This is a genomic window from Streptomyces hygroscopicus subsp. hygroscopicus, assembly GCF_030269125.1.
Lineage (GTDB): Bacteria > Actinomycetota > Actinomycetes > Streptomycetales > Streptomycetaceae > Streptomyces > Streptomyces hygroscopicus_C.
The window spans coordinates 231,961-256,153 of the sequence record NZ_BSSM01000007.1 but is presented as its reverse complement, the minus strand read 5'-3'; the positions used below and the strand labels follow the sequence as shown (position 1 = coordinate 256,153).

Sequence of the window (24,193 nt, the reverse complement as noted above, 5' to 3'; positions counted from 1 at the left end):
CCCGCGGTACGTGCGCGGGGAGTGGTCCGGCGCGACCGGGGCCGCCTCTCGACGGGGCCCCGGCACGCCCGCCCGTCCCCGCCCGGCGGCCACCTCTCGCGCGGCGTCCGCCGCAGCCGCGCGGAACCGAGGCCGTCACCCGATATAGCGGCGGGCCGGGGAGTCGCGGCGGGCCGCTTCCAGGGCGGACAGGCGGTGTTCGAGGTCGGGGGGTACGGGGTCGCGTTGGCGCAGGACCCAGGGCAGGCCGGCGGTGGCGCGGGCGAAGGCGCGGGCGGAGGCGGTGTCCCGGGGGACCGTGCGCATCAGGTACCCGGTGCGGCGCAGGGCCGGCAGGAGCGGGCGGCGCAGCCAGGTGAACCACAGCGTGTTGCGCAGGCCGAGGACGCGCCGGGCCGTGCTGTCGCGCAGCAGGGACGCCTGGTGGTGGACGGTGAGTTCCTCCGCGTAGGCGAGCCACCAGCCCTGTCGCAGCAGGTCGCAGGCGAGCAGTTCCTCCTCCCCGCCGAGCCACAGGCCGGGGTGGAAGCCGCCGCCCGCGCGGAAGGCGGTGGTGCGCATGACCGTGGCGGCGGCCAGGAAGGAGCCGAGGGCCGGTCCGGGGAGCCAGTCGGGGCCCGGCAGCGGCGAGTCGCGCAGTTCGCGAACGACCGGGTCCTCGGTGCCCTCCGGCTCCACGACGATCCGCGCGGTGACGGCCGCGAGCCGGGGCCGGGCGTCGAGCAGATCGGCGGCGCGGGCGAGGCTGCCGGGCTCCCACCAGGAGTCGTCGTCGCAGAAGGCCACGTAGGGCGTGCGGACGTGCCGGACGGCCAGGTTGCGGCCGACGGCCCCGAGATTGCGGCCCGGCCGCAGCAGGGTCGTCTCCGGGAAGTCCTGCTCGACGGCCCCGGCGGTGCCGTCGGTCGAGCCGTTGTCGGTGACGATCACCTGGGGCCGTTCGGGCAGACGCGCCAACTCACCGAGTGTGCGCAGCAGTTCGGCGCGACGGTTGTGGGTGATCACGACCACGGTCGTACGGTCGCCGGTGCGGGCGCGGCTCATCGTGCGACGCCCTCCTCCCCGGCCGGCCCCGCCGGTCCCCCGGCCGCCTGGCGGTCCAGCAGGCGGGCGGCGTGCTCGACCCGGGGCGGCAGGCGGTGGCGGCGGGCCAGGGTGGCGGGCAGGCGGGCCAGGGTTTCCCGCAATGCCCGGCGGGCGCCGGGGTGATCGCGGGCGGCGGCGAGCGCGAGGGCCGCGGCGGCGCGCAGGGCCACGGGCCAGGGGCGGCGCAGGCAGGTGGTGAGGACGTGATTGCGCCGGACGAGGAAGGGGCGTCCGCTGCGGCCGTGGTCCTCGGGGTGGTGGCGGGCGCGCAGCGCGGGTTCGTAGGCCACGCCCCAGCCCCGCGCGGCGAGGTCGTAGGCGAGCAGGGTCTCCTCGCCCCCGAAGAAGAGCAGCGGGTGGAAGCCGCCCGCGGCGAGGAACGCCTCCCGGCGCACCACGCAGGCGCAGCCGAGGAAGCCGAGCACCGGGCGACCGGGGAGGTCCGGTTCGGGCGGCAGGGGCGAGGCGGCGAGCACCGCGTTGAGGGGGTCCTCGGCGGCCTCGTCGCCGACCAGGGTGCGGGCGGCGAGCAGGCCGAGCCGGGGGTGGCGGTCGAGGAGGTCGGCGGCGTGGGCGAGGCTGCCGGGTTCCCACCAGGAGTCGTCGTCGCTGAAGGCCACGTAGGGGGTTCGGGCGTGCCGGACGGCCAGATTGCGGCCGAGGGCACCCGTGTTGGCGGTGGGGCGCAGCAGCCGGGTGAGCGCGGGGTGGCCGCGCACGGCCCGGCGGGTGCGGTCGTCGCGGGAGTTGTCCACGACGATGACCGGCGGCCGCTCCGGCAGCGCGGCCAGGGCGTCGAGGGTGCGCAGCAGGCTGGCGGCGCGGTCGCGGGTGATGACCGCGACGGTGATCCTCCGGTCGCCGCCGGCGGCGGGGCGGCCGACCCGGCCGAGGACGGGCTCAGTCGACATGGGCCACCGCCGGGCGGCCGACCGCCCGCGTACGTTCGTGGTGCTGCCGCAGCAGCGTCAGACAGGCCGCGGCGGCCTCACCGGAGCCGATGCGCAGCAGGCGGGCGTCGGGGGTGCGGCCGTGCGGGTCGCCGGGCGGGCCGGGCTTCCACAGGGCCAGGTGGCCGGGGCTCGGGGGCGGCCCCCACAGCCGGGGCGGGACGGGCCCGAACAGGGTGACGGAGCGGGTGGCGTGGGCGTACGCGAGATGGGCGAGGCCGGTGTCGCCGCACAGCACCAGGGACGCCTCGGCCACCAGCGCGGACAGCTCGGCCAGGGGCAGGCCGCCGGCCAGGACGTCCCGGGCGTGCGCGCCGCCGCGCTCGGCGACCGACCGTACGAGGGCCTCCTCCCCCGGGCCGCCGGTCAGCACCACGCGGTGTCCGGCGGCCCGCAGGCACCGTACGACGGCGGCGAACCGCTCGGCCGGCCAGCGGCGGGAACCCGAGGCGGCACCGGGGTGGACGAGGACCGCGCCCGGCGCCGGGGAGGGCGTCGCGGGCGGGGGGAGGCGGAGGTCGAGGGGGTCGGCCGGGATGCCGTACGCGCCCAGGAAGCCGCACCAGCGGTCCCGTTCGTGCGCCTGGGCCCGCCAGGGCGGGGCGTCCGGGCAGGCGTGCGCGAGCAGGCGGCGCGGGCGCAGGGCGGCGAGGGCGTCGCGGCTCTCGGGGCCGTTTCCGTGCAGGTCGATCGCCACGTCGGGCGGGGGTCCGGTCCAGTGCGTGAGCGCCGGTACCGCGCGCCCCGGTGCCTCGGCCGGGAACACGTCGTCCGACGCGCCCGTCTCCAGGGCGAGTCCGGTGAGCCCCGCGGGCTGCGCGAGGACGATCCGGTGCCCGGGGAAACCCCGGCGGATGCCGCGCAGCGCGGGCACCGCGGCCAGCAGGTCACCGAGACCCAGGGCACGCAGCACCAGGACGGTCGGGGGGTGGGGGGTGCGGATCACGGGGAGGGTCCTCCAGGGGACGGGAACCGGGAGCGGCCGGTGGTCGGGGGCCGGGACGGCGGCGCGTCCGGGCCCCTGGGCCTCAGGCGCCCAGGTCGCGGCCCCGGCTCGCCGAACCCGTCGGGGACAGGGCGGCCCTGCGCGCGAGCCCGGTCGTGGAGCGGCCGTCCAGGTACGGCAGCAGGAGGACCTGGCCGCCCCAGCTCTCCACCAGGGACTGTTCGGGCAGCGGTGTGCGGGCGTAGTCGCCGCCCTTGGCCCAGATGTGCGGGCGGAGGGAGGCGAGGAGGCGTTCGGGGGTGTCCTCGTCGAAGACGGCGACCGCGTCCACGCACTCCAGGGCGCGCAGCACCCGGACACGGTCGGCGACGGGGACGAGGGGGCGGCCGTCGCCCTTGCGGCGGCGCACCGAGTCGTCGGAGTTGACGCAGACGATCAGGCAGTCGCCGGCCCGCCGGGCGGCCTGGAGGAGGGCGACGTGACCCGCGTGCAGCAGGTCGAAGCAGCCGCCCGCGGCGACGACGGTGCGCCCCGCGGCCCGGACCCGGGCGGCGGTGCGCACGGCGTCCGCGGTGGGGTCACCGGCCGCCGGCGCGGGTTCGGGCCGCTGCGGGCGGCCCCCCGGTGTCGCGACCGTGCGGGCGCCGCCCTCGGCCACGTACCGGGTGGCCGCGTGGACGGCGGCCTGGACGGCGGCCTCGGTGAAGGCGCCGTCGGCGAGCAGTCCGGCGGCCGCCGCGGCGAAGCGGTCGCCCGCGCCGCAGGGGTCGCCGGCCGCGGCGGCCGGGGTGGGGACGAGCAGCGGGGTCTCACCGTGGGAGAGGAGGGCGCCGCGTTCGCCGAGGGTGACGGCGACCGCCCGGACCTGCCAGGCGCGCACCAGGGCGCGGGCGTCCCGGGCGGCGGTCCGCAGCCCGGCGTCGCCGTCCGACTCGCCCTGCCGGTCGGCCAGCCGCCGGGCGAAGACGCGGGCCTCCTGTGCCGAGGGGGTGACCAGGCGGGCGCCCGGCGCCGGGGGCCCGCCCCGCACATGGGGGTCCCAGACCACGGACGCGGTGGTACGGCACAGCGCGTCCCGCAGGACGTCGGCGGTGCCCCGGCCGTAGTCGGCGACCAGGACTCCCCGGGCCGCCGTGATCGCGGACAGCGCCTCCCCGGTGGCCTCGCGGGCGTGTCCCTCGCCGTCGTCCAGGCGCAGCAGCGGCCGGTCCCCGGCAAGGACCCGGGTCTTGCTGCTCAGGCTGCCCTCCAGCGGCACCTCCACCAAGTCGACCCGGTCCGCGAGGAGTTCGCGCAGGGTGGCGCTGGCCGGGTCGGTGCCGAGGGCGGTGACGAGGGTGACCGGGCGGCCGTCGGCGGCGGCCAGGCAGGCGGCGAGGGCCGCGCCGCCGGGGCGGGAGCTGCGCCGGGTGTCGTGCACGACGGGCACGGGCGCGTCGGGGGCCAGCCGCTCGGCGTGGCCGCACAGGTCGTGGTCGAGGAGGGCGTCGCCCACCACGACCAGCGGGGTGCGCGGGGCGGTCGTACCGGCGTGTGTCATGTCTGCTCCTTCCGCCACGCCACCGGGGCACCGCCCCACAGCCGTCCCACGTCACCTGGTTCGCCGTCGGCGCGGGGCCGCGTCCGCCCGTCCGCCTCGCCGCGCTCCACCGCGCGGTCGAACGCCTCGCACAGCATGTGCACGGCGACCAGGTGGAGTTCCTGCACGGTGGCGGCCACCGGCGCGTCCACGCACAGCGCCTCGTCGGCGCCGAGCTGGAGGGGGTTGGGGGGCCTGCCGGTCAGGGCCCACACGGTCATGCCGAGGCGGTGGGCGCGGTCCGCGGCGGACAGCAGGTTGGCGCTGGCGCCGCTGGTGGACAGCAGCATCAGCACGTCGCCGGGGCGGCCGTGCGCGGCGGTCTGGCGGGCGAACACCTCCTGCACGCCGTAGTCGTTGGCGATGGCGGTGGTGGAGGAGGTGTCGGCGTGCAGGGCGACCGCGGAGAACGGCGGCCGGTCGTCGCGGTAGCGGCCGACCAGCTCGGCGGTCAGGTGCTGGGCCTGGGCCGCGCTGCCGCCGTTGCCCGCGACCAGCAGCCGGGAGCCGGTGCCCAGGCGGCGGGCCAGTTCGGTGCCCCAGCGCCCGATGAGCGGGCCGCACGCGCGGAAGGTCTCCAGGGCCTTCATCAGGTCGTCGCAATGCGCGGTGTCGGTGACGGGCTTCATCGGACGACTCCGGAGAGGGAGGGGCGGGCGGACACGGCGCCGTAGACCCCGGCCACGCCGTCGGCCACGCGGTCCCAGGTGTAGTGCGTCAGCACCCGGCGGCGGCCGGCGGCGCCGTACCGGTCGAGGCGCTCGGGGTCGGCGAGGAGGCCGCGGACGACCGCCGCGAGGTCGTGGTCGTCGTCGGCCGGTACCAGGACGCCGGTGGTGCCGTCCACGACGGTGTCGAGCTGGCCGCCGACCGCCGTGGCGAGGACCGGGGTGGCGCAGGCCATGGCCTCCAGCGGGACGATGCCGAACGGCTCGTAGCGGGGCAGGGAAAGGACGAGGTCGGCGCCGGCCATCAGCCGGGGCATCCGGGTCCGGCTGATCCCGCCGAGCAGGGTGACGCGGTCCGCGACGCCGTACTCTCCGGCCAGCGCGCGCAGCCGCCGGGCCTCGGGGTCGCCCCCGAGCAGCTCGGCCTCCGGGCCGCCGGCGATGAGGAGTTCGGCGTCGGGCACGCCGGCGAGGGCGCGGATGGCGCGGTCGAAGCCCTTGCGCGGCACGAGCCGCCCGACGGCCAGCAGCCGCCGGCGGGCCCCGGCGGGACGGGAGCCCGGCACGGGGGCGAACTGGTCGGGGTCGACCCCGCAGGGCACCACGTCGAACCGGTCCTTCGGCAGCCCCATGGCCTTCAGTTCGGCCACCTCGTCGCTGCACGTGGCGATGATCCGGGCGCACTCGTGGCCGATGGCCTCCTCGATCGCGAGGCGCTGCGGCGGGCTGGTGTCGGCAGCGCCCTGGTAGCGCCGCTTGACCGTGCCGAGGGCGTGGTAGGTCTGCACGACCGGGATGCCGAGGCCCCGGGCGCCGCACAGGGCGGCCAGACCCGACATCCAGAAGTGGGAGTGCGCCACGTCGGGCGGGTCCGCGGCCCACTGCCGGGCCAGGAACTCGCCGAACTCGACCATGTGGGGCAGGAGTTCGTCCTTGGGCACGGGTTCGGGCGGTCCGGCGGGCACGTGCACCACCTGTACGCCCTCGATGAGGGTCACCCGGTCCGGCAGGCCCGCCGAGTCCCGCCGGGTGTAGACCGTTACCCGGTAGCCCTTTCCGGCGAGCTGCCGGGCCAGCTGGGCCACGTAGACGTTCTGGCCGCCCGCGTCCGGTCCGCCGAGCGCGGCCAGCGGGCTGGCGTGCTCGGAGACCATGGCGACGCGCCCGGCCGTGGGCGGGGTACGGCTCATCGGGTGACCTCCTTGATCAGGCGCTCCCAGTCGTCCAGGAAGCGCCGCTCTCCGTAGCGGGCCTGGGCCGCGGCCCGTGCGGCGGCGCCGGTGCGGCGCGCGTGCCCGGGGTCGGCGAGGAAGGCGCGCACGGCGTCCTCCAGGACGTCGAGGCGGTTGGAGACCACCCCGGCGCCCTCGGGTACGGCCTCGCGGACCTCGGTGGTGTCCAGGGCCACCACCGGCATGCCGAGGAACATGGCCTCCAGCAGGGACAGGCCGAGCGAGGTCCAGCGCACGGGGTGCAGGTAGAGCCGGCACCGGGCCATCTCGCGGTGGAGTTCGCGCTGGGGCAGGTCGCGGGTGCGGACGCGGTCGGGGGGCAGGCCGAGGTGGCCGGCCAGTCCTTCGGTGCGCATGCCGAAGACGTCCAGGGGGGCGCACCGGGCGAAGCGGGGCAGCAGGTCGGTGCCGGTCGTACGGCCCCTGCGCAGGGGCTCGTTGACGACGACGGCCGCGCGCCGCTCGGTGCCGGTCCACTGCGGGCCGGGGTCCACGATGCCGTGCTCGACGACCTCGGTGGGGGCCCGGCCGTTGTCCCACATCAGCCGGTTGAAGTGGGTGACGTGCACGACGGGGACCGCCGACTGCCCGGCCAGCGGGTGGAGCTGGCGCTCGGGGGCGGCGTCGGGACTGTTGTGCTCGACGTACACGGCGGGGACGTCGAGGCCGGGACGGCGGCCGGTCCAGCGCCGGGCGAGGTCGGGTTCGTGCGGGCGTTGCAGGACCATCAGGTCGATCTCGTCCTCCCGGAGTCGACCGGGGGTCCGCTCCCGTACGGAGGCCGGCCAGTCCCAGGTGACGGCGCGGCCGAGGCCGTCGGGACCGCGGTCCTCGGTCACCGGGACCAGGTAGGTGTGGGGGCCCTGCACGAAGGTGGTGAGCCACGATCCGTGCACGTGCCAGACGAGGATGTTCATGACCGTTCCTCCTGGACGAGCTTGTGCACCGCGCGGACCACGTCCTGTCCGGTGACCTCGTCCAGACAGGGGTGGCCGGGCACCGGGCAGACCAGGGCCCGGGTGTCCGCGCAGGGGGCCGACTGGTCGCCGAGCAGGATGGCGGGGACGCCGTAGGGGGCCCAGCGTTCGGCGGGGACCACGGGTGCGAACAGGGAGACGACCGGGGTGCCGACGGCCGCGGCGAGGTGGGCGGGACCGGTGTTGGCGCTGACCACCACGTCGGCCATGCGCAGCACCCCGGCGAGGGTGCGCGGGCCGGTGCGGCCGCCGAGGTCCACGGCCGCGGTGCCGCTCACGTACCCGGTGAGCGCCCGCTCCCGCGGGCCGCCGGTGACGACGACGCGGTGCCCCGCGTCGGCGAGCAGCGTCACCGCCTCGGCACAGCGGTGCGGGCTCCAGGCGCGGGCGGGCGCGCTGGCACCGGGGTGCAGCACGACGTAGGGGCCGTTGCCGGTCAGGGCGCTGGTGTCGGGGGGCGGCAGGACGCGCAGCCGCCCGTCGTCGCCGGGCGAGGGCGTGAAGCCCATGGCGGCGGCCGTGTCCACGGCGGCCTCGGCCTCGTGGCGGCCGGGCAGGCGGCGGTGGCGGACGTCGAGCAGCCGGCCGGGGTGGTCGGCGCTGTCGGCGCCGATGCGGCCGATCCCGGCGAGCCGCAGCAGCAGCGCGGTGGGCAGCGGGCTCTGGTGGAAGGAGGTGAGGATCAGGGCGGTGCCGTACGCCCCCTTCCGCAGCCGTTCGACCAGGCCGGCGATGTCCGCCGGGACCACGGGCGGCGGGGCGAAGCCTTCCCAGGGCGCCTCCCAGACGAGGACGTCCTCGACGCCGGGCAGCATCCGGGCGGCGTCGGCGCCGCGCGGGCCGCACAGCATGGTCACGGGGTGGTGGGCGGCGACGGCACGGACGGCGGGCCCCGCGAGCAGGACGTCGCCGAAGCTGTCGAGCCGTACCACGAGCGCCTTCGCGCCCTCGGAAGGACGTGCGCTCACCTCGGCCACCTTCCCGAGCACGGGTCGACGGCGGCACGTACGGCGGTGAGCACGTCGGGGGCGCTCCGCCAGGCGTGGCGCCGCACCTCGGCAGGCGCGGTGGCGTCGTTGGGGACGAGGACGCCGCGCGCGCCCGCCGCCTCGGCGGCCCGGACGTCGGCGGCGATGTCGCCGACGACCAGGCACGCGGCGGGCGGGACGCCGAGGCGTTCGGCTGCGGCGAGGACCAGGCCGGGCCGGGGCTTGCGGCAGGGGCAGCCGGCCTCCGGGGTGTGCGGGCAGTACAGCCAGGCGTCGAGACCGCCCAGCAGCTCGTCGGCGCGCCTGTCGACCCGGTCCACGTCCTCGGCGGTGAGCAGCCCGCGGCCGATGCCGGACTGGTTGCTGACCACGGCGGTCGGCAGCCCGGCGGCGCGGACGAGGGCGACCGCCTCGGCCGCCCCGGGCAGCAGCCGGACCCGGTCGGGATCACCGTTGTACGGCACGTCCGCGACGAGGGTGCCGTCGCGGTCGAAGAGGACGGCGCGGACGGTGGTCATCCGGCACCTCCCCTGCTCCGGGCCGGCCGGTGATCGGCTCCGCGGGGCCGGTGCCGCAGCGCGCCGGGGCCGCCGTCGTACGGCACGAAGGCGCCGTCGGGGCGGCACGACGCGGTGGCGCCGTCACGGCCGGGGACGCGGGCGCGGCGGGTCATCCGGCGCCTCCCAGCGGTCGGGCATGCCGGTGGCGGACGATGCCGCGCAGCCAGTGCCGTACCGCGAGCGGCGGGATGAGCGCGCTGGTGGCGAGCATGCCGGCGATCTCGCGGGCGGTGCGGGGTCCGGGCAGGATGCGGGCGAGCGCGAACTCGGTGGTGCCCAGCGTCCACAGCCCGGCGCACACGGCGGCGGCCCGGTTGCGGCCGGCCAGGGCGCAGCCCGCCCCGGCGAGCGCGGCGCCGGTGACCAGGAGGTGGCGGGGCAGCCGGCCCCGGGGAGCCTGGGCGCGGGCCCACCAGTCGGGGCCGTGCAGCCGGTTCATCAGCACGTCGTCGGCGTTGCCGCGCTGCGCGGGCAGCGAGGCCCACCAGTGGGCCGGGCGGACCGGGTGCCGGGTGACGCGCCGGCCGCGGACGAGGAACCAGCCCGCCCGCCGGACGCGCAGGGCGAGGTCGGCGTCCTCGCGGAAGGCGCGCGGGAAGCGTTCGTCGAAACCGCCGACGCGGGTGAGCGCGGCGGTGCGGTAGGCCATGTCGGCGGTGGCCCAGGCCGCGTTCTCCAGTCCCTTGGTGGTGCGTTCCCAGTCGGTGGGCCGGCGGTCGGGGGGCAGCGGGACCCGCAACTGTCCCTGGACGCCGCCGATGCCCTCGCCCGCCTGCCGCAGGTCCTCGGCGAGGTGCCGGGACCAGTCGGGCAGCACCTGGACGTCGTCGTCGAGGAAGACGGTCCAGGGGGTCTCGACGGTGCGCCAGCCGGCGTTGCGGGCGGCGGCCGGGCCCTTGCCGCCGGTGCGCAGGATCCGTACCCGGTCGAGCAGCGGCCCGGCGGCGGTGAGCGGCAGTACGCCCTCGGTCCCGGGCCGGTCGTCCACGACGATCACCTCGTGCGGGACGTGTCCCTCGGCCTCCGCGAGGGCGCGCAGGCACTCGGCGAGGCAGGGGCGGCCGATCGTCGGGACGACGACGGTGTAGGCGGGCGCGGCGTTCATGCGAACGCCTTCGCCCGGCGGATCGCGAACGGGCCGAGCACCAGCAGGTCCACGGGGGCGGACCCGAAGCACTCCAGGGCGTCGCGTGGATCGTCCACCATGGGCCGACCGGCCGTGTTCAGACTGGTGTTGACCACGAGCGGGAGTCCGGTGCGCCGTTCGAAGCCGTCGATCAGGCGGGCCACCAGGGGCTCCTGGTCGCGGTCGACGGTCTGGATGCGGGCGGTGCCGTCGACGTGGACGACGGCCGGGATGCGGGCCCTCCAGTGGGCGGCCACGTCGTGCACGAACAGCATGTGCGGGCTGGGCAGCGGTCCGTCGAAGATCTCTGCGGCGCGCTCGGCGAGCACCATCGGGGCGACGGGCCGGAACTCCTCGCGGCCCTTGACCGCGTTGAGCCGTTCCAGGTTCCCGGCCCGGCCGGGGTGGGCGAGCAGGGAGCGGTGGCCGAGCGCGCGGGGCCCGTACTCGGCGCGGCCCTGGAACCAGGCCACGATCCCGTCGGCGGCGAGCGCCTCGGCGGCGGTCTCGGCGATGTCGCGGGGCTCCTCGTACGGTACGGCCGCCCGCTCCAGCCACGCGCGCAGCTCGGCGTCGCTCCAGTCGCGGCCGAGGGCGGCGCTCGGCATCGGCTCCACGGTGTCCTTCTGGCCGGCGACGTGCGCCGCCGCGCCGAGCGCGGTACCGGCGTCCCCGGCGGCGGGCTGCACCCACACGTGCTCGAAGCCGCTCTCGCGCCAGATCCTCGTGTTGGCCACGCAGTTGAGGGCGACGCCGCCCGCCATGGTCAGCACGTCCTCACCGGTGCGTTCGCGCAGCCGGCGGGCGAGCGCCAGCATGGCCTCCTCCAGGCAGACCTGGGCGCTGGCCGCGAGGTCGGCGTGGTCCTGGCTCCAGGCGCCGCCGGCCGGGCGCGGCGGGACCAGCTCGGACCAGGGGACGGGCCGGGCCCGGAAACCGCCCCGGTCGTCGGCGCGGACGTACTCCCGCAGGCGGCCGGCGAAGCGCGGGCTGCCGTAGGAGGCGAGCGCCATCACCTTGAACTCGTCGCTGCTGCGCAGGAATCCGAGGTGCTGGGTGAGATCCTCGTAGAACAGTCCCAGGGAGTCGGGCAGTTCCTGGGTGCCGAGGACGGTGAGTTCGCGGTTGGTGCAGCGGCCGGCGAGATGGGAGCCGCATTCGCCGCGGCCGTCCAGGACGAGCACGGCGCAGTCCGGGTACGGCGAGACGGGCCCGGCGGAGGCGGCGTGGGCGATGTGGTGCGGGACGAACCTGACCTTGGCCGGGTCCAGGCCCGGCAGGGCCTCGGCGAGGAACTCCGGTGCGCGGCGGGCGTATTCCTGCCGCAGGTGGTCCCAGGGGTCGTGCAGGCCCAGCTGTTCCGCGGGGCGGGCCAGCGACGGGTCGTAGGAGTAGGCGACGGCGTCCAGGTCGGCCGGGGTGAGGCCGGCGCGGTCGAGGCACCAGCGGGCCGACAGTTCGGGAAGCTCCCAGGCGGAGAAGGGGACGGGCCGCTTGCCGTGCTTGCGGCGCGTGAACCGCTCCTCCTCGGCGGCCGCCACGATCCTGCCGTCGGTGAGCAGGGCGGCCGCGGGGTCGTGGAAGAGGGCGTTGATTCCGAGGACGTGCATGCGCTGCCTCCAGGGCGGCGGGGGAATGCTCAGTTCTGCGGGGCCGGCTGCCGCGCGCCCGGCCCCGGCTGCGGGGACCGGGCCGCGAAGTAGGCGATGGTCTGCTTCAGGCCCTCCTCCCACGGGATCTGCGGTGACCAGCCGAGCAGTTCGCGCGCGAGGGTGGTGTCGGGCCGACGGCGGCCGGGATCGTCCACGGGCCGGTCGACGAAGGCGATGGGCGAGCGGGAACCGGTGAGGGCGACGATGCGGCGGGCGAGGTCCGCGACGGTGATCTCGTCGCTGCCGCCGATGTTCACCGGCCGTACCGACCTGCTCGTGGCGACCCGCAGCACGCCGTCGACGGTGTCGTCCACGTAGCACAGCGAGCGGGTCTGGCTGCCGTCGCCGGTCACGGTGACCGGTTCCCCGGCGAGCGCCTGGCAGATGAACGTGGGCACGGCGCGGCCGTCGTGGGCGCGCATCCGGGGGCCGTAGGTGTTGAAGAGCCGCACGATCCCGGCGTCGGCCTCCCGGGTACCGGCGTGCGCGGTGACCAGGGCCTCGGCGAACCGCTTGGACTCGTCGTACACGCTGCGCGGCCCGACCGGGTTGACGTTGCCCCAGTACCCCTCGTGCTGCGGGTGCACCTGCGGATCGCCGTACACCTCGGAGGTGGAGGCCAGCAGGAAGCGGGCGCCGTCGCGTTCGGCGAGCCCCAGGGCGTTGCGGGTGCCGAGGCTGCCCACGTCCAGGGTCTCCAGGGGCATGCGCAGGTAGTCGGCGGGCGAGGCCGGGCAGGCGAAGTGCAGGACCAGGTCGTACGGGCCCGGCAGCCGCTCGGCGCACGCGGGTTCGCAGACGTCGCAGTGCACGTAGCGGAAGCCGGGGCGGTCCTCCAGGTGGGCCACGTTCTCCCGGCGCCCGCAGGCCAGGTTGTCGGCGCAGTCGACTTCGACGCCCGAATCCAGCAGCCGCTCGCACAGATGGGAGCCGAGGAACCCGGCGCCGCCGGTCACGAGGGCGCGCCGCCAGAGGAAGGCTTTGTCACCGGTCATGGGGGGCTTCCTTTTCGTCCTGCGTCCACGTACGTCGATGTGGTCGCGCCGCTGTCCGTGCCTCGGTGCCGATGGGCCGATGTAGAGGTCTGGTACGGCGATGTCGTCCGCGTCCCGGGAACGCTCCCGCGCGGCGTGCGGCGCACGCCCCGCCGGTCGGGCCGGGCCTCGCGGGCCCGGCGCGCGGGGGAGGTCAGGGCTCGGTCCCGCTGACCCCGAGGACCGCCCTGATGCGGCCGCCGCTGTCTGGACGGCACTGGCGGGAGAGTTCCCCCGCCAGTTGGATTCACACGTTGGAGTCGATTGTCCGGTGGGGCAGGGGCTCGCGCGACTCAGGACACCGAAAGCGCAGGTAACAGGCCCTTCGGGGGGCGCGGGTCGTGTAAGGACCCTTCCCCGGGGCACCCGGCGCCGCGGCGGGCGGCCGAGTGGCGGTCGCGCCATAGTGGAGGTGACGGACATGGGTCACGGCGGGAACGTCGTACAGGAACTGACCACGGACCACCGCGAGGTGGAGCAGCTCTTCGGGCGTATCGAGGCGCTGCCGCCCGGCGCACCGCAGCGCAGGGAACTGGCCGACGAGGTCACGATCGAGCTGGTGCGCCACTCGGTCGCGGAGGAGGCGTACCTCTATCCGGCCGTACGCAGGCATCTCGACGGCGGGGACGCCCTCGCGGACAAGGAGATCGAGGATCACGCGCAGGCCGAGCAGATCATGAAGGACCTGGAAGGGCTGCCGCCGGACGATTCCCGGTTCGACACGCTCCTGGCCCGGCTGACGAGCGAGATCCGCTCCCATGTGACGGACGAGGAGCGCAATCTCTTCCCGAGGCTCGAGGCCGCCTGTCCCGCCGACGCCCTGATGGACCTCGGGGACAAGGTGCGCCGGGCGAAGAAGACGGCCCCCACCCGCCCGCACCCCTCGGCACCGGACACTCCCCCGGCCAACAAACTGCTGGCGCCGGGCACCGGCCTGGTGGACCGGATGCGGGACGCGCTGTCGGGACGCGGGAAGGGCAGCTGAGCGGTAAGGAAGATCCGGAAGGGGGCGGGGGTCAGAGCCAGGAACCCACCCTCTCCCCCGGCCGCCCCCGCCGCCGCGCCGCCCGGCACAGCAGACGGAACGCCTGGAAGAGGGTGAGCGGCCACAGCACCGCGAAACACCACAGCAGCGCGGGGTCCGAGGTCCGCACGCCCATCACCGCCGCGAAGGCGGACGCCGCGGCCAGCAGCAGCACGCCGACCGGCAGCCAGCACCCGCGATGCCGGTCCTCCCGTTCCCGGTGGGCGCCGCCGCCCATCCGGCGGGCGAATCCCCGGTCCTGCCGCAGGTGCGCCTCGATCTCCAGCAGCGCCAGCCGCTCGTACGGCGACAGCCGTGTCCGCTCGCGCCTGTCCCACCTCTCCCAGTCGTCCACGGCGACGGCACCTCCTCCGCGGTCGGCGACTCCGCGGTTCCGGGTTCCCCCGGCGGGCCGACCGAAGCAGGGCACACGTTCCGTGGCGGCCATGTCGCGGACGGCGACCCGCGGAGCCCCGACCGCGCGTCCGCCGGGGTGAGTTGTGTGAGCGGCTCGCGAAGCGGCACCACGACGGCCACGACCACCACGGCGCCGGCCGCGCCCCGACGCCCCAGGCCACCACCGCACCGCCGGGCGATCGCACCGCTCACCGAGGAGGCCGCGCCCAGGGCATCCCTGACCCACGGGGCCACCGGGTCCCCCCGGGCCACCACGCCCAACGCCCCGCCCCACCCCCGAAGTTGCCCCCGCTTCGTCGTCCGCTCCGCATTCGACGCCCGCGCCTTCCGCGTCGGGGACACCACCGTCACCGACGACCCCGTCCGCGTCGCCCTCCGGGACCGCCGGCGCGGCGGCCACGCCCCCGAGACCGCCTCGCCTCGTCCAGGGCGCCGAGGAGTTCTGCGACCGTCCCGGCCACCGCCTCCCGGGCGGCGACCTGGCGCATGTGGCGGTGGAGCGCGTGCCCGTGGACGCCGCCCCCGCCTGCTGGTCGACCTCACCGGCCGGCTCACGTGGTGGCCCGATGTCGAACTCCTCGCCCACGCGTACGAGTCGGACCATCGGTTGGGACCGCGCGACGCGTACCGGCAGGACGCCGAGGGGACCGGCCGGGCGCCGGGGAGGGACTACGCGGCGCCAGCCGGTGGTGTCCCGGCACATGTCGCGGCAGCCCGCCGGGCGTCTGCCACCAGCCGGCGCCGCACGGCCTCGCCCAGGGCGGGCCGCGCGGCCGCCACCTCCAGCCGCTCCAGCCGCTCGGGGCGCTCCGGGCGCGCTCCGGGCGCTCGGCAGCGTCGTACCCGAGTCCGTCGTACCCGAGTCCGTCGTGCACACCGGCACGGAGTGGCACACCGGCACGGACAGCACACCGGCGGCGAGTCGGGCGCCGGCGGAACGCGGCGCACCGACGGGAAGCGGCAGCACACCGTCCCGTCTGCGCGCCCCCCGCCGGCCGGAAGCCCGTTCCCACACCCGGCCCCTCACCCGACGGCACGTCCGGTCCGACCCGGTGGCCGGCCCCCACCAGGGGGCGCCGGCGACGAGCACGTGTCCCGAAGCCCGCGCGTGCCGCACTCCGACGGCTCCGCGGAACATGGCCGCGGCGAGGGGCAGCGGGACTGGTGGAGATCCTCCAGGAGGGCTCCGAGAGGGGAGCGGGCGCGTACGAGCGCACCGCGCCGGGCGGGGACCGGGACCAGGGCCGCCGGACGACGGTCGCGGTGCTCGGCACCCGGCCGGACGAGGACGCCGCCCGCGCCGAACGCGCCCTCCGGAGCGACGCCCCGTGCCCCGCGTCACGGCACCGGCCGGTGACCCGGCAGCACCCGGACACGGCGCCGGTACCCGTCCCGGTCCCGCACGACCCGGCGCCGTACCGCAGCGGGCACCACACCATCGGCGGGGTCGAGTTCGCGGGCGGCTCGGCGGAGGTGACGGGAGGGCAGCGGGAGACGGGGCACCGGCCGGCCGCCGAGGTGGCGTGGGCGGCGGTGGCGAACACCCGTGCGGGCTTCCCGTCACCGCGGGGTCGTGGTGGTCGGGCACGACGACGGGACGCGCGGCGGCCTCCCCGTTTCGGCGAGGCGCCGCGGCGCGGGCAGGCGCGCGGACGGCGTGGCGGAGGTGTTCCGTTCGGCGCCCGCGGTCCACCCGCAGCGGCCGGGGTCCGCCGGGGAAGCCGTCACGCTCCTGGCGGACATCGAGGTCGCCACCCGTTCCGAGGGCGAGGCACCACCCGTCGCGACGGCCGGGGGCCCGGACGCGGCGGCCGCGCGCGGGCACGCGTTCGTCGTGGTCGAGCCGCCCCGGCCGGGGTCGGGTGACGCCGGGTGAGCCCGGCGGCCAGGGGCCCAGGACGCCCGCCTCCGGGGCCCGTTCGGCCGGTGACGGCCGGGCGGAATTACGGCAGCGCACATGACCTTCGCGGCCACAAGGCCGATACTGAGGTGCAAGGCTCCGACCACCCACCTGGTCCCACCCGGCCTGAGCAGGGACAACGCCGGCCAAGGACCACCTGCTGAGCTTCCTGGAGACAGGCATGAAGATGTTGATCAACGTGCCGGAGACCGTCGTGGCGGATGCGCTGCGCGGGATGGCTGCCGCTTATCCGGACCTGACGGTGGACGTGGAGAACCGGGTGATCGTCCGCCGGGACGCGCCGGTGCACGGGCAGGTCGCCCTGGTCTCCGGTGGCGGGTCGGGGCACGAGCCGCTGCACGGCGGGTTCGTCGGTCCGGGCATGCTGTCCGCCGCCTGTCCGGGCGAGGTGTTCACCTCGCCGGTGCCGGACCAGATGGTGCGCGCGGCGGCCGCCGTGGACAGCGGCGCCGGGGTGCTGTTCGTCGTGAAGAACTACACCGGCGACGTGCTCAACTTCGACATGGCGGCGGAGCTGGCCGAGGACGAGGGCATCCAGGTCGCCAAGGTGCTGGTGAACGACGACGTGGCGGTCACCGACAGCACCTACACGGCCGGTCGGCGCGGCACCGGGGGGACGCTGTTCGTGGAGAAGATCGCGGGCGCCGCCGCGGCCGAGGGGCGGCCGCTGGAGCAGGTGGAGGCGATCGGCCGCCGGGTGAACGAGAACGCGCGCAGCTTCGGCGTGGCGCTCAGCGCCGTCACGACCCCGGCCAAGGGCAGCCCGACCTTCGATCTCCCGGACGGCGAGCTGGAGTTGGGCATCGGCATCCACGGCGAGCCGGGCCGGGAGCGGCGCCCGATGATGACCTCCGGGGAGATCGCGGACTTCGCGGTGCAGGCGATCCTGGAGGACATGCCCCCGCACAACCCGGTGCTCGTGCTGGTCAACGGCATGGGGGCGACCCCGCTGCTCGAACTGTACGGCTTCAACGCGGAGGTGCAGCGGGTGCTGGCCGAACGCGGGGTCGCCGTGGTCCGCACCCTGGTCGGCAACTACGTCACCTCCCTGGACATGGCGGGCGCCTCGGTGACGCTGTGCCAGGTCGACGAGGAGATGCTCGGCCTGTGGGACGCGCCGGTGCGCACCCCGGCGCTGCGCTGGGGGATGTGATACGTCGGTACAGGTCTCAACGCCCTTACTACGTTTGGAGGTCCAGTGCTCGACGCCGACTTCTTCCGCCGTTGGATGACGGCGGCCGCCGCGTCCGTCGACCGCGAGGCGGAAAGGCTCACCGCCCTCGACGCGGCCATCGGGGACGCCGATCACGGCAGCAACATGCGGCGCGGGTTCACGGCCGTACAGGCGGAGCTGGAGAAGGAGACACCGGGTACCCCGGGTGCCGTGCTGATGCTCGCCGGGCGCCAGTTGATCTCGACGGTCGGCGGCGCCTCGGGGCCGCTGTACGGCACGTTGCTGCGCCGGACCGGCAAGACGCTCGGGGAGGCCCCGGAGGTCAGCGCGGAGCAGCTGGCCGAGGCGCTGAAGGCGGGGGTGCAGGGGGTGATGAAGCTCGGCGGGGCGGCCGCCGGCGACAAGACCATGATCGATGCCCTGCTGCCGGCCGTGGACGCGCTCGGGGACGGGTTCACCGCCGCCCGTGCCGCCGCCGAGCAGGGCGCGGAGGCGACCGTCCCGATGCTGGCCCGCAAGGGCCGGGCGAGTTATCTGGGCGAGCGCAGCATCGGTCACCAGGACCCGGGCGCGACGTCGTCGGCACTGCTGATCGCCGCGCTGGCCGAGACGGCGGAGGGCTGACGTGAGCGGCGAGAAGCTGGTCGGGATCGTACTGGTGTCGCACAGCGCGGAGGTGGCCGCCGCGGTCGCCGCGCTGGCCAAGGGGCTCGCGGGCGGGGCCGCCTCGGTGCGGGTGGCCCCGGCGGGCGGCACGGAGGGCGGCGGGCTCGGCACCAGCGCCGGGCTGATCTCCGCCGCGGCGGCCTCCGTCGACCGGGGTGCCGGGGTCGCGGTCCTCACCGACCTCGGCAGCGCCGTACTGACCGTGAAGGCGCTGCTCGCCGAGGGCGACGAACTGCCGAAGGACACACGGCTGGTGGACGCCCCCTTCCTGGAGGGGGCGGTGGCCGCGGTGGTGACGGCCGCCGCGGGCGGTGACCTGGCCGCGGTGGAGGCCGCGGCGGCGGAGGCGTACTCCTACCGCAAGGTGTGACGGCTCGTCAGGACGTGGGGTCGGCTGGTCGGTTGTCGGTCACGAACCGCCGGGCCAGCCGCTCCCCCGCCGCCACCGCCGCGTCGTGGTCCTCGATGGGGTCCACCGCGGAGTCCTTGAAGACGATGTAGGTGACCCCGGAGGGCACCCCGCCGTCGCTGGGGCCGGGGCGGATGCCGAGGCCCCGCGCGGTGGCGTAGGAGGCCTCGCCGATGAGGTCGCTCGGGCCCGTGTCGCCGACGACCGCGTACTGCACCCGGTCCCGGTAGACGACGGCGGCGACGGAACCGCCCCGGACGCCGTGCGCGCCGGGGTCCCAACGGGGACTCACGGCCGGTACGACGATGTACGGCAGGGTCTCCGCGTTCAGCGACTGCCCGTCGGACTGCCGGTAGGCGGTGCTGGGCGAGTACAGCGGGTCGGCCTCGCTGTTGCAGTGGGCGGAGGCCCGGCCGTCGCAGTCGATGTCGAGGTCGGCCGTCCAGAAGACGGCACCTCGGGCGCCGCAGACGGGCACGGTCGCGGGACTGTCCTCGTCGCTGCGGTACCGGCCGCTGGAGATCTCGGCGCAGGTGCCGACCCTGGCCAGCAGTTCCGCGGCGGTGACGGTGCCCTCGGCGTGGCCCGGGGCGGCCTCGGGGACGGCGCGACGCGGGATGGCGGCGGCCGGGCCCCGGCTCGGGGCGGTGGCGGTCTCCCCGGGGCTCGGGGCCGCAGGAACGTCCCTGCGATGGGCGAAGGGCGGGCCGACGGCGCTCGCGGCGACGGTGGCGCTCCCGCCGGGAACCGCGGGCCGGGCCTCGGGGGGCAGAGCCGCGGCGGCGCCGGGCAGCGTGGCGGGGGCGATCAGGGCGACGCCGGCCGCTGCGAGCGTCAACGTCGGGACACGCACACGCACGATGAGGAACCCTCTCCTCGGGGACATGTCCAGGCCACTGTGGTCCGCGGCCCGTACGCCCGTACGCCGGGGCCACCCCGAAGCGGCCGGATGGAGCACGGTTCTGACAACCCGTGAGGTAATAATTCGGGCATTTGGTGTAAACAGTGCATGAATCGAAGGTTCGTCCACATGGACAACAGGGGCCGGGGGCCCGGACCCGCCTCGGTCCAGCCCCCCCGGCCGCCCGCGCCGGCGCGGGTTCGGCGACGACAGCGTTTCCGCGCCACAGGCATGAACTCCCCTTCCCTCGCGAGGAGTTCAGCCGTAGGGACGTTCAGCATACGTAACTTCCCGGTGTGCTCCGCAACGGGCCCTTGCCGCTGGTGCACCGGCCGGGCCATATTGGTCCGGACCATTGCCGGGCCGTCGATCCGAACCGACCATGGAGGCAGCACCGTGCGACGCGTTCCCCTTCCGCTCGTACTGCTCGCCGGGGCCCTGCTGCTGATGGCCTCCTGCGGCCCCGGCCGCGCCGACGACGAGGGCCGGTTGCCGGGCGCCCCGACCGGGGTCACCGCCCAGGCCGGCAGCGCCACCACCGTGCACGTGATGTGGAACGCGGTGCCGAGCGGCCCCGGCATCCGCGCCTACGAGGTGTACCGGGGCGGCAGGAAGGCCGCCGAGGTGCCGGGCGCCGAGCGCATGGTGGACGTCGTCGGGCTCGCGCCGTCCACCGCGTACGCCTTCACCGTGCGGGCCCGGGACGCCGCGGGGCGCCTCGGCCCGCCGAGCCGGGCGGTACGGGCCCGCACCCCCGCCCGGCCCGCCGCCGACCGCTCGGCACCGACCCGCCCCGGCACCCCCACCGGACGCCCCGTCGGCAGCCGGGCCGTCCGGCTCACGTGGGGCGCCTCGCGGGACGACCGGGGCGTGGTGTCGTACGACATCGCACAGGGCGGGGTGCGGATCCACAGCGTCGGCGGGGGCCGGACCGCGACCGTGGTCTCCGGGCTGCGTCCCGGCGTCCGGTACGTGTTCACGGTGCGGGCCCGGGACGCGGCCGACAACCTCTCCCCCGCCGGCGCGCCGGTGCGCCTCACCACCCCGGGCAGCGACGACGGCCGGGCCACCGCGCCGACCGGCTTCACCGCCGCGACCCACCGCGCCGACGGGGCCTACTACCTGGACCTGGCCTGGGACCCGCCGGACACCGACGGGGTGATCACCGAGTACGCGATCCGGCTCGACGGCACCACGGCGACCTCGCTGGAGTGGGGCGGCAACCCGCCGCGCGGCCGGGCGCGCTACAGCTTCTACCTGGGCCGCACCGCCGGGGAGGGGCACCGGGTGCGGCTGCGGGCGCGGCTGCCGGACGGCACCTGGGGCGGCTGGTCGGCGGAGCGCGCGGTGACCACGGGGCACTGACGCGCGCCCCGACCACAGGTCGCCGTCCGGCGCATCCGGCGAGGGCCCGCCCTGCGCCGGACGTGGGTTTCCGTCACCCGGCCGGGTGCCGTCCGGGTGCGGCGGCCCCCGGGGCCGAGTTGGCTGCTCCCAGGCAGCACGGATGTTCCCCGACCCTGGGCGGCGCATGGGACGTACCGCCGGCCGTGCCGCCGGAGGCCACCAATGCGCAACTCCATATCCGCGTCTCCGCTCAGCTCCGGTCTGGCCCTGGCGGCCGCCGCCGTGCTCCCGGCCGTGCTCGCGACGCCGTCGGCCGCGCTCTCCGGCATCTCCGTCAGCACCACGGGATCCAGCGTCTCGGTGGTCACCAGCGCGTGCACCCAGATCAACGGCAGCTGGGGCACCGCGGCCCTGCTCACCAGCAGCCAGCAGAACTTCGCACAGGGCCGTCAGGTGGCGCTGTCGGGCACCACCATCAGCCAGTCCGCGGCCTGGTCCAAGGTCAGCCCGGGAACGTACACCGTGGTGGTGGTCTGCTCCAGCGGCAGTACGGCGGGCAGCCAGTCGGTGATCGTCTCGGCCGGGTCCGCGCCGACGCTCGCGGCGACCTCCAGGCCGGGGACGACGACCACCCGGCCGGCGCCGAACCAGGGGGTGAACGGCGGACTCGGCGGTGCCGCCCGCGACTACGGCCCGCTGACGGTGGGCGTCGGCGCGGCGCTGGTGGGCGCGGGGGTCGTCACGACGGCGTGGTACCTGCGTCGCCGGACGAAGCCGAACCGCTACTGAGGCCGGTCCCGTTCCCCTCGGCCTCGGGCAGCCGCGCGAACTCGTCGAGGGCGTGGGCGAGCCACTGGGTCCAGAATGTCTCCAGATCGATGCCCGCCCGCAGCACCAGATGGCGCAGCCGGTCCTCGGGGGCGTCCCGGTCCGGCGGGAAGTCGCGCCGCTCGATCTCCTCGTACGCGCCCAACTGCCGCCGGTGCAGCTCCAGATGGCGGCGCAGATCAGCCTCGATGCCGTCCGTGCCGACCACCGCCGAGGCGCGCAGCCGCAGCAGGAGCGTGTCCCGCAGCGGCTTCGGGTCCTGTGCGGCGGCGGCCCAGCGGGCCAGTTCGGCGCGGCCCGCGGGCAGTACCTCGTAGCTCTTCCTCTGCCCGCGGGCCGGCTGCTCGGCCGGCAGCGCCCGGATGAGCCCCTCGCCCTCCAGCCTTCCCAGCTCGCGATAGATCTGCTGGTGCGTCGCGGACCAGAAGTAGCCGATCGACCTGTCGAACCGGCGGGTCAGCTCCAGCCCGGACGACGGCTTTTCCAGCAGGGCGGTGAGGATCGCGTGCGGGAGTGACATGGACTCATCCTAGGGATGCCCGTAGGAGACCTACAGCGCCGCCGCCACCTCGGTGCCCTGCTTGATGGCGCGCTTGGCGTCCAGCTCGGCCGCGACGTCCGCGCCGCCGATCAGATGGACGCCGCGCCCGGCCGCCACCAGTTCCTCGTACAGGTCGCGGCGGGGCTCCTGACCGGTGCACAGGACGACCGTGTCGACCTCCAGGACCGTGCTCTCCTCGCCGACGGTGATGTGCAGACCCGCGTCGTCGATGCGGTCGTAGCGCACGCCCGGGACCATGGTGACGCCGCGGTGCTTCAGCTCGGTGCGGTGGATCCAGCCGGTGGTCTTGCCGAGCCCGGCGCCGACTTTGGTGGTCTTGCGCTGGAGCAGATGGACCTGGCGTGGCGTGGCCGGGCGGCGGGGCTCGGTGAGGCCGCCGGGCTCCGTGTACTCCATGTCGACGCCCCAGTTGCGGAAGTACGTCTCCGGGTCCTCGCTGGCCTTGTCGCCGCCGTCGGTGAGGAACTCGGCGACGTCGAAGCCGATGCCGCCGGCGCCGAGGACGGCGACGCGGTCACCGACGGGGACGCCGTCGCGCAGCACGTCCAGGTAGCCGAGGACGCACGGGTGGTCGACGCCCGGGATGTCGGGGGTGCGCGGGGTGACGCCGGTGGCGACGACCACCTCGTCGAAGTCGGCGACGTCCTCGGCGCTCACCCGGGTGTCGAGCCGTACGGTCACGCCGTGGGCGTCGAGCTGGTGGCGGAAGTAGCGCAGGGTCTCGTCGAACTCCTGCTTGCCGGGGACCTTGCGGGCGACGTTGAGCTGGCCGCCGATCTCGCTCGCGGCGTCGAACAGGGTGACGGCGTGGCCGCGTTCGGCGGCGCTGACGGCGCAGGCGAGTCCGGCGGGACCGGCGCCGACGACGGCGACGCGCTTCCTCGTCCGGGTCGGGGCGAGCACCAGTTCGGTCTCGTGGCAGGCGCGCGGGTTGACCAGGCAGGAGGTGAGCTTGCCGCTGAAGGTGTGGTCCAGGCATGCCTGGTTGCAGCCGATGCAGGTGTTGATGGCCTCGGGGGTGCCGGCGGCGGCCTTGGCGACGAAGTCGGGGTCGGCGAGCATGGGCCGGGCCATGGAGACCATGTCGGCGTAGCCGCCGGCCAGCAACTCCTCTGCCAGCTCGGGGGTGTTGATGCGGTTGGTGGTCACCAGCGGGACGGCCACCTCGCCCATCAGCTTCCTTGTGACCCATGTGTAGGCGCCGCGCGGCACGGAGGTGGCGATGGTGGGGATGCGGGCCTCGTGCCAGCCGATGCCGGTGTTGATGATCGTGGCACCGGCGGCCTCGACGGCCTTGGCGAGGGTGACGACCTCCGCGTGGGAGGAGCCGCCGGGGACGAGGTCCAGCATGGACAGCCGGTAGACGATGATGAAGTCCTCGCCGACGGCCTCGCGGACCCGCCGGACGATCTCGACCGGGAAGCGCATCCGGTTCTCGTAGGAGCCGCCCCAGCGGTCGGTGCGGTGGTTGGTGCGGGCGGCGATGAACTCGTTGACGAGATAGCCCTCGGAGCCCATGATCTCGACGCCGTCGTACCCCGCGTGCCGGGCGAGGCGGGCGGCGCGGACGTAGTCCCCGATGGTCCGCTCGACGTCGGCGTCGGACAGCTCGCGGGGCACGAAGGGGCTGATCGGTGCCTGGAGGGGGCTCGGGGCGACGAGGTCCTCGTGGTAGGCGTACCGCCCGAAGTGCAGGATCTGCATCGCGATCCGGCCGCCCTCGCGGTGCACGGCGTCGGTGACGACCCGGTGCCGCTCGGCCTCCGCCTCGGTGGTGAGCATGGCCCCGCCCTCGTACGGCCGCCCCTCCTCGTTGGGCGCGATGCCGCCGGTCACGATGAGCCCGACGCCGCCGCGGGCTCGGGCGGCGTAGAACGCCGCCATCCGCTCGAACCCGCGCTCGGCCTCCTCCAGGCCCACGTGCATGGACCCCATGAGCACCCGGTTCGGCAGCGTCGTGAACCCCAGGTCCAGCGGGGTCAGCAAGTGGGGGTAACGGCTCATGTCAGGCCCTCCGTGCACAGATGCGGTCGCATCTTGTTGTAGAGCACCCGAGGCCGTTTATGCAACTAGTTGCACAAGAACCCGGCCAGGACGCGGCGGCGCCCCGGGCGGCGAGGGGCCGACCCGGGGCGCTGCCGCGGT

General features: G+C 75.9%; 23 protein-coding genes. 7 read left to right on the top strand and 16 right to left on the bottom strand.

Features of this window, described 5'->3' with window-relative positions:
* Nucleotides 1-135: 135 nt before the first annotated feature.
* The 12 genes from QSK45_RS18200 to QSK45_RS18145 all read right to left on the bottom strand — a co-directional run bounded on the left by QSK45_RS18200 (nt 136) and on the right by QSK45_RS18145 (nt 12,760).
* The gene (locus QSK45_RS18200) at nt 136-1,044 is read right to left on the bottom strand and encodes a glycosyltransferase family 2 protein (protein WP_285558097.1); all 909 of its coding nucleotides are present in this window, start codon (nt 1,042-1,044) and stop codon (nt 136-138) included.
* Nucleotides 1,041-1,997 (bottom strand): glycosyltransferase family 2 protein, encoded by a 957-nt coding sequence (locus QSK45_RS18195; RefSeq protein WP_285558096.1) that lies wholly within the window; start codon nt 1,995-1,997, stop codon nt 1,041-1,043. Before QSK45_RS18195 ends, QSK45_RS18200 begins: the two co-directional genes overlap by 4 nt.
* Nucleotides 1,987-2,982: a glycosyltransferase family 9 protein gene (locus tag QSK45_RS18190; protein ID WP_285558095.1), complete on the bottom strand. Its 996-nt coding sequence runs from the start codon at nt 2,980-2,982 to the stop codon at nt 1,987-1,989. Before QSK45_RS18190 ends, QSK45_RS18195 begins: the two co-directional genes overlap by 11 nt.
* Before the next feature lie 82 nt (nt 2,983-3,064).
* Nucleotides 3,065-4,522: a D-glycero-beta-D-manno-heptose 1-phosphate adenylyltransferase gene (rfaE2, locus tag QSK45_RS18185; protein WP_285558094.1), complete on the bottom strand. Its 1,458-nt coding sequence runs from the start codon at nt 4,520-4,522 to the stop codon at nt 3,065-3,067.
* The gene (locus tag QSK45_RS18180) at nt 4,519-5,190 is read right to left on the bottom strand and encodes a D-sedoheptulose-7-phosphate isomerase (protein WP_285558093.1); all 672 of its coding nucleotides are present in this window, start codon (nt 5,188-5,190) and stop codon (nt 4,519-4,521) included. Before QSK45_RS18180 ends, rfaE2 begins: the two co-directional genes overlap by 4 nt.
* Nucleotides 5,187-6,419: a glycosyltransferase gene (locus QSK45_RS18175; protein WP_285558092.1), complete on the bottom strand. Its 1,233-nt coding sequence runs from the start codon at nt 6,417-6,419 to the stop codon at nt 5,187-5,189. Before QSK45_RS18175 ends, QSK45_RS18180 begins: the two co-directional genes overlap by 4 nt.
* Entirely contained in the window at nt 6,416-7,378 is a 963-nt protein-coding gene (locus QSK45_RS18170; RefSeq protein WP_285558091.1) for a glycosyltransferase, read from the bottom strand. Before QSK45_RS18170 ends, QSK45_RS18175 begins: the two co-directional genes overlap by 4 nt.
* On the bottom strand, nt 7,375-8,406 hold the full coding sequence (locus tag QSK45_RS18165; RefSeq protein ID WP_285558090.1) for a glycosyltransferase family 9 protein: 1,032 nt from the start codon (nt 8,404-8,406) through the stop codon (nt 7,375-7,377). Before QSK45_RS18165 ends, QSK45_RS18170 begins: the two co-directional genes overlap by 4 nt.
* The gene (locus QSK45_RS18160) at nt 8,403-8,945 is read right to left on the bottom strand and encodes a D-glycero-alpha-D-manno-heptose-1,7-bisphosphate 7-phosphatase (protein WP_285558088.1); all 543 of its coding nucleotides are present in this window, start codon (nt 8,943-8,945) and stop codon (nt 8,403-8,405) included. The genes QSK45_RS18165 and QSK45_RS18160 overlap by 4 nt, the downstream gene beginning before the upstream one ends.
* A gap of 151 nt (nt 8,946-9,096) precedes the next feature.
* On the bottom strand, nt 9,097-10,092 hold the full coding sequence (locus QSK45_RS18155; protein ID WP_285558086.1) for a glycosyltransferase family 2 protein: 996 nt from the start codon (nt 10,090-10,092) through the stop codon (nt 9,097-9,099).
* The gene (locus tag QSK45_RS18150) at nt 10,089-11,723 is read right to left on the bottom strand and encodes a carbamoyltransferase family protein (RefSeq protein WP_285558081.1); all 1,635 of its coding nucleotides are present in this window, start codon (nt 11,721-11,723) and stop codon (nt 10,089-10,091) included. Before QSK45_RS18150 ends, QSK45_RS18155 begins: the two co-directional genes overlap by 4 nt.
* 29 nt (nt 11,724-11,752) lie before the next feature.
* Complete coding sequence (locus QSK45_RS18145) at nt 11,753-12,760, bottom strand: NAD-dependent epimerase/dehydratase family protein (RefSeq protein ID WP_285558080.1); 1,008 nt, start codon at nt 12,758-12,760, stop codon at nt 11,753-11,755.
* A 460-nt stretch (nt 12,761-13,220) separates the two neighbouring features.
* Here QSK45_RS18145 and QSK45_RS18140 point away from each other — a divergent pair, with 460 nt between their 5' ends.
* Nucleotides 13,221-13,784 carry a hemerythrin domain-containing protein gene (locus tag QSK45_RS18140; protein WP_285558078.1) on the top strand — a complete coding sequence of 188 codons (564 nt, stop codon included), beginning with the start codon at nt 13,221-13,223 and terminating at the stop codon, nt 13,782-13,784.
* 31 nt (nt 13,785-13,815) lie between these two features.
* Here QSK45_RS18140 and QSK45_RS18135 read toward each other — a convergent pair whose 3' ends face one another.
* A complete protein-coding gene (locus tag QSK45_RS18135; RefSeq protein WP_285558077.1) occupies nt 13,816-14,178 on the bottom strand; it encodes a DUF3040 domain-containing protein in 363 nt (120 codons plus the stop codon).
* Nucleotides 14,179-15,786: 1,608 nt separating this feature from the next.
* Between QSK45_RS18135 and QSK45_RS18130 the strand changes: the two genes are divergently transcribed.
* The 4 genes from QSK45_RS18130 (at nt 15,787) to QSK45_RS18115 (ending at nt 18,371) form a co-directional block, all read left to right on the top strand.
* Nucleotides 15,787-16,116 carry a hypothetical protein gene (locus QSK45_RS18130; RefSeq protein ID WP_285558075.1) on the top strand — a complete coding sequence of 110 codons (330 nt, stop codon included), beginning with the start codon at nt 15,787-15,789 and terminating at the stop codon, nt 16,114-16,116.
* A gap of 205 nt (nt 16,117-16,321) precedes the next feature.
* Nucleotides 16,322-17,314, top strand: coding sequence for a dihydroxyacetone kinase subunit DhaK (gene dhaK / locus QSK45_RS18125; RefSeq protein WP_285558073.1), 993 nt, complete (start codon nt 16,322-16,324; stop codon nt 17,312-17,314).
* Between the two features lie 45 nt (nt 17,315-17,359).
* Complete coding sequence (dhaL, locus tag QSK45_RS18120; RefSeq protein ID WP_285558071.1) at nt 17,360-17,959, top strand: dihydroxyacetone kinase subunit DhaL; 600 nt, start codon at nt 17,360-17,362, stop codon at nt 17,957-17,959.
* A gap of 1 nt (nt 17,960) precedes the next feature.
* Nucleotides 17,961-18,371, top strand: a complete 411-nt coding sequence (locus tag QSK45_RS18115; RefSeq protein WP_285558069.1) for a PTS sugar transporter subunit IIA domain-containing protein — start codon at nt 17,961-17,963, stop codon at nt 18,369-18,371.
* Between the two features lie 7 nt (nt 18,372-18,378).
* Here the strand turns inward: QSK45_RS18115 and QSK45_RS18110 are convergent, their stop codons facing one another.
* Nucleotides 18,379-19,263 (bottom strand): glycoside hydrolase family 75 protein, encoded by an 885-nt coding sequence (locus QSK45_RS18110; protein ID WP_285558294.1) that lies wholly within the window; start codon nt 19,261-19,263, stop codon nt 18,379-18,381.
* 444 nt (nt 19,264-19,707) lie between these two features.
* Between QSK45_RS18110 and QSK45_RS18105 the strand changes: the two genes are divergently transcribed.
* A complete protein-coding gene (locus tag QSK45_RS18105; protein WP_285558067.1) occupies nt 19,708-20,676 on the top strand; it encodes a fibronectin type III domain-containing protein in 969 nt (322 codons plus the stop codon).
* Between the two features lie 204 nt (nt 20,677-20,880).
* Nucleotides 20,881-21,447 carry a hypothetical protein gene (locus QSK45_RS18100; protein ID WP_285558065.1) on the top strand — a complete coding sequence of 189 codons (567 nt, stop codon included), beginning with the start codon at nt 20,881-20,883 and terminating at the stop codon, nt 21,445-21,447.
* Here the strand turns inward: QSK45_RS18100 and QSK45_RS18095 are convergent.
* Both QSK45_RS18095 and QSK45_RS18090 read right to left on the bottom strand, forming a co-directional pair.
* Nucleotides 21,398-22,006 (bottom strand): PadR family transcriptional regulator, encoded by a 609-nt coding sequence (locus QSK45_RS18095; RefSeq protein ID WP_285558064.1) that lies wholly within the window; start codon nt 22,004-22,006, stop codon nt 21,398-21,400. The genes QSK45_RS18100 and QSK45_RS18095 overlap by 50 nt on opposite strands.
* Nucleotides 22,007-22,036: 30 nt before the next feature.
* A complete protein-coding gene (locus QSK45_RS18090; RefSeq protein WP_285558061.1) occupies nt 22,037-24,052 on the bottom strand; it encodes an NADPH-dependent 2,4-dienoyl-CoA reductase in 2,016 nt (671 codons plus the stop codon).
* Nucleotides 24,053-24,193 lie beyond the last annotated feature (141 nt).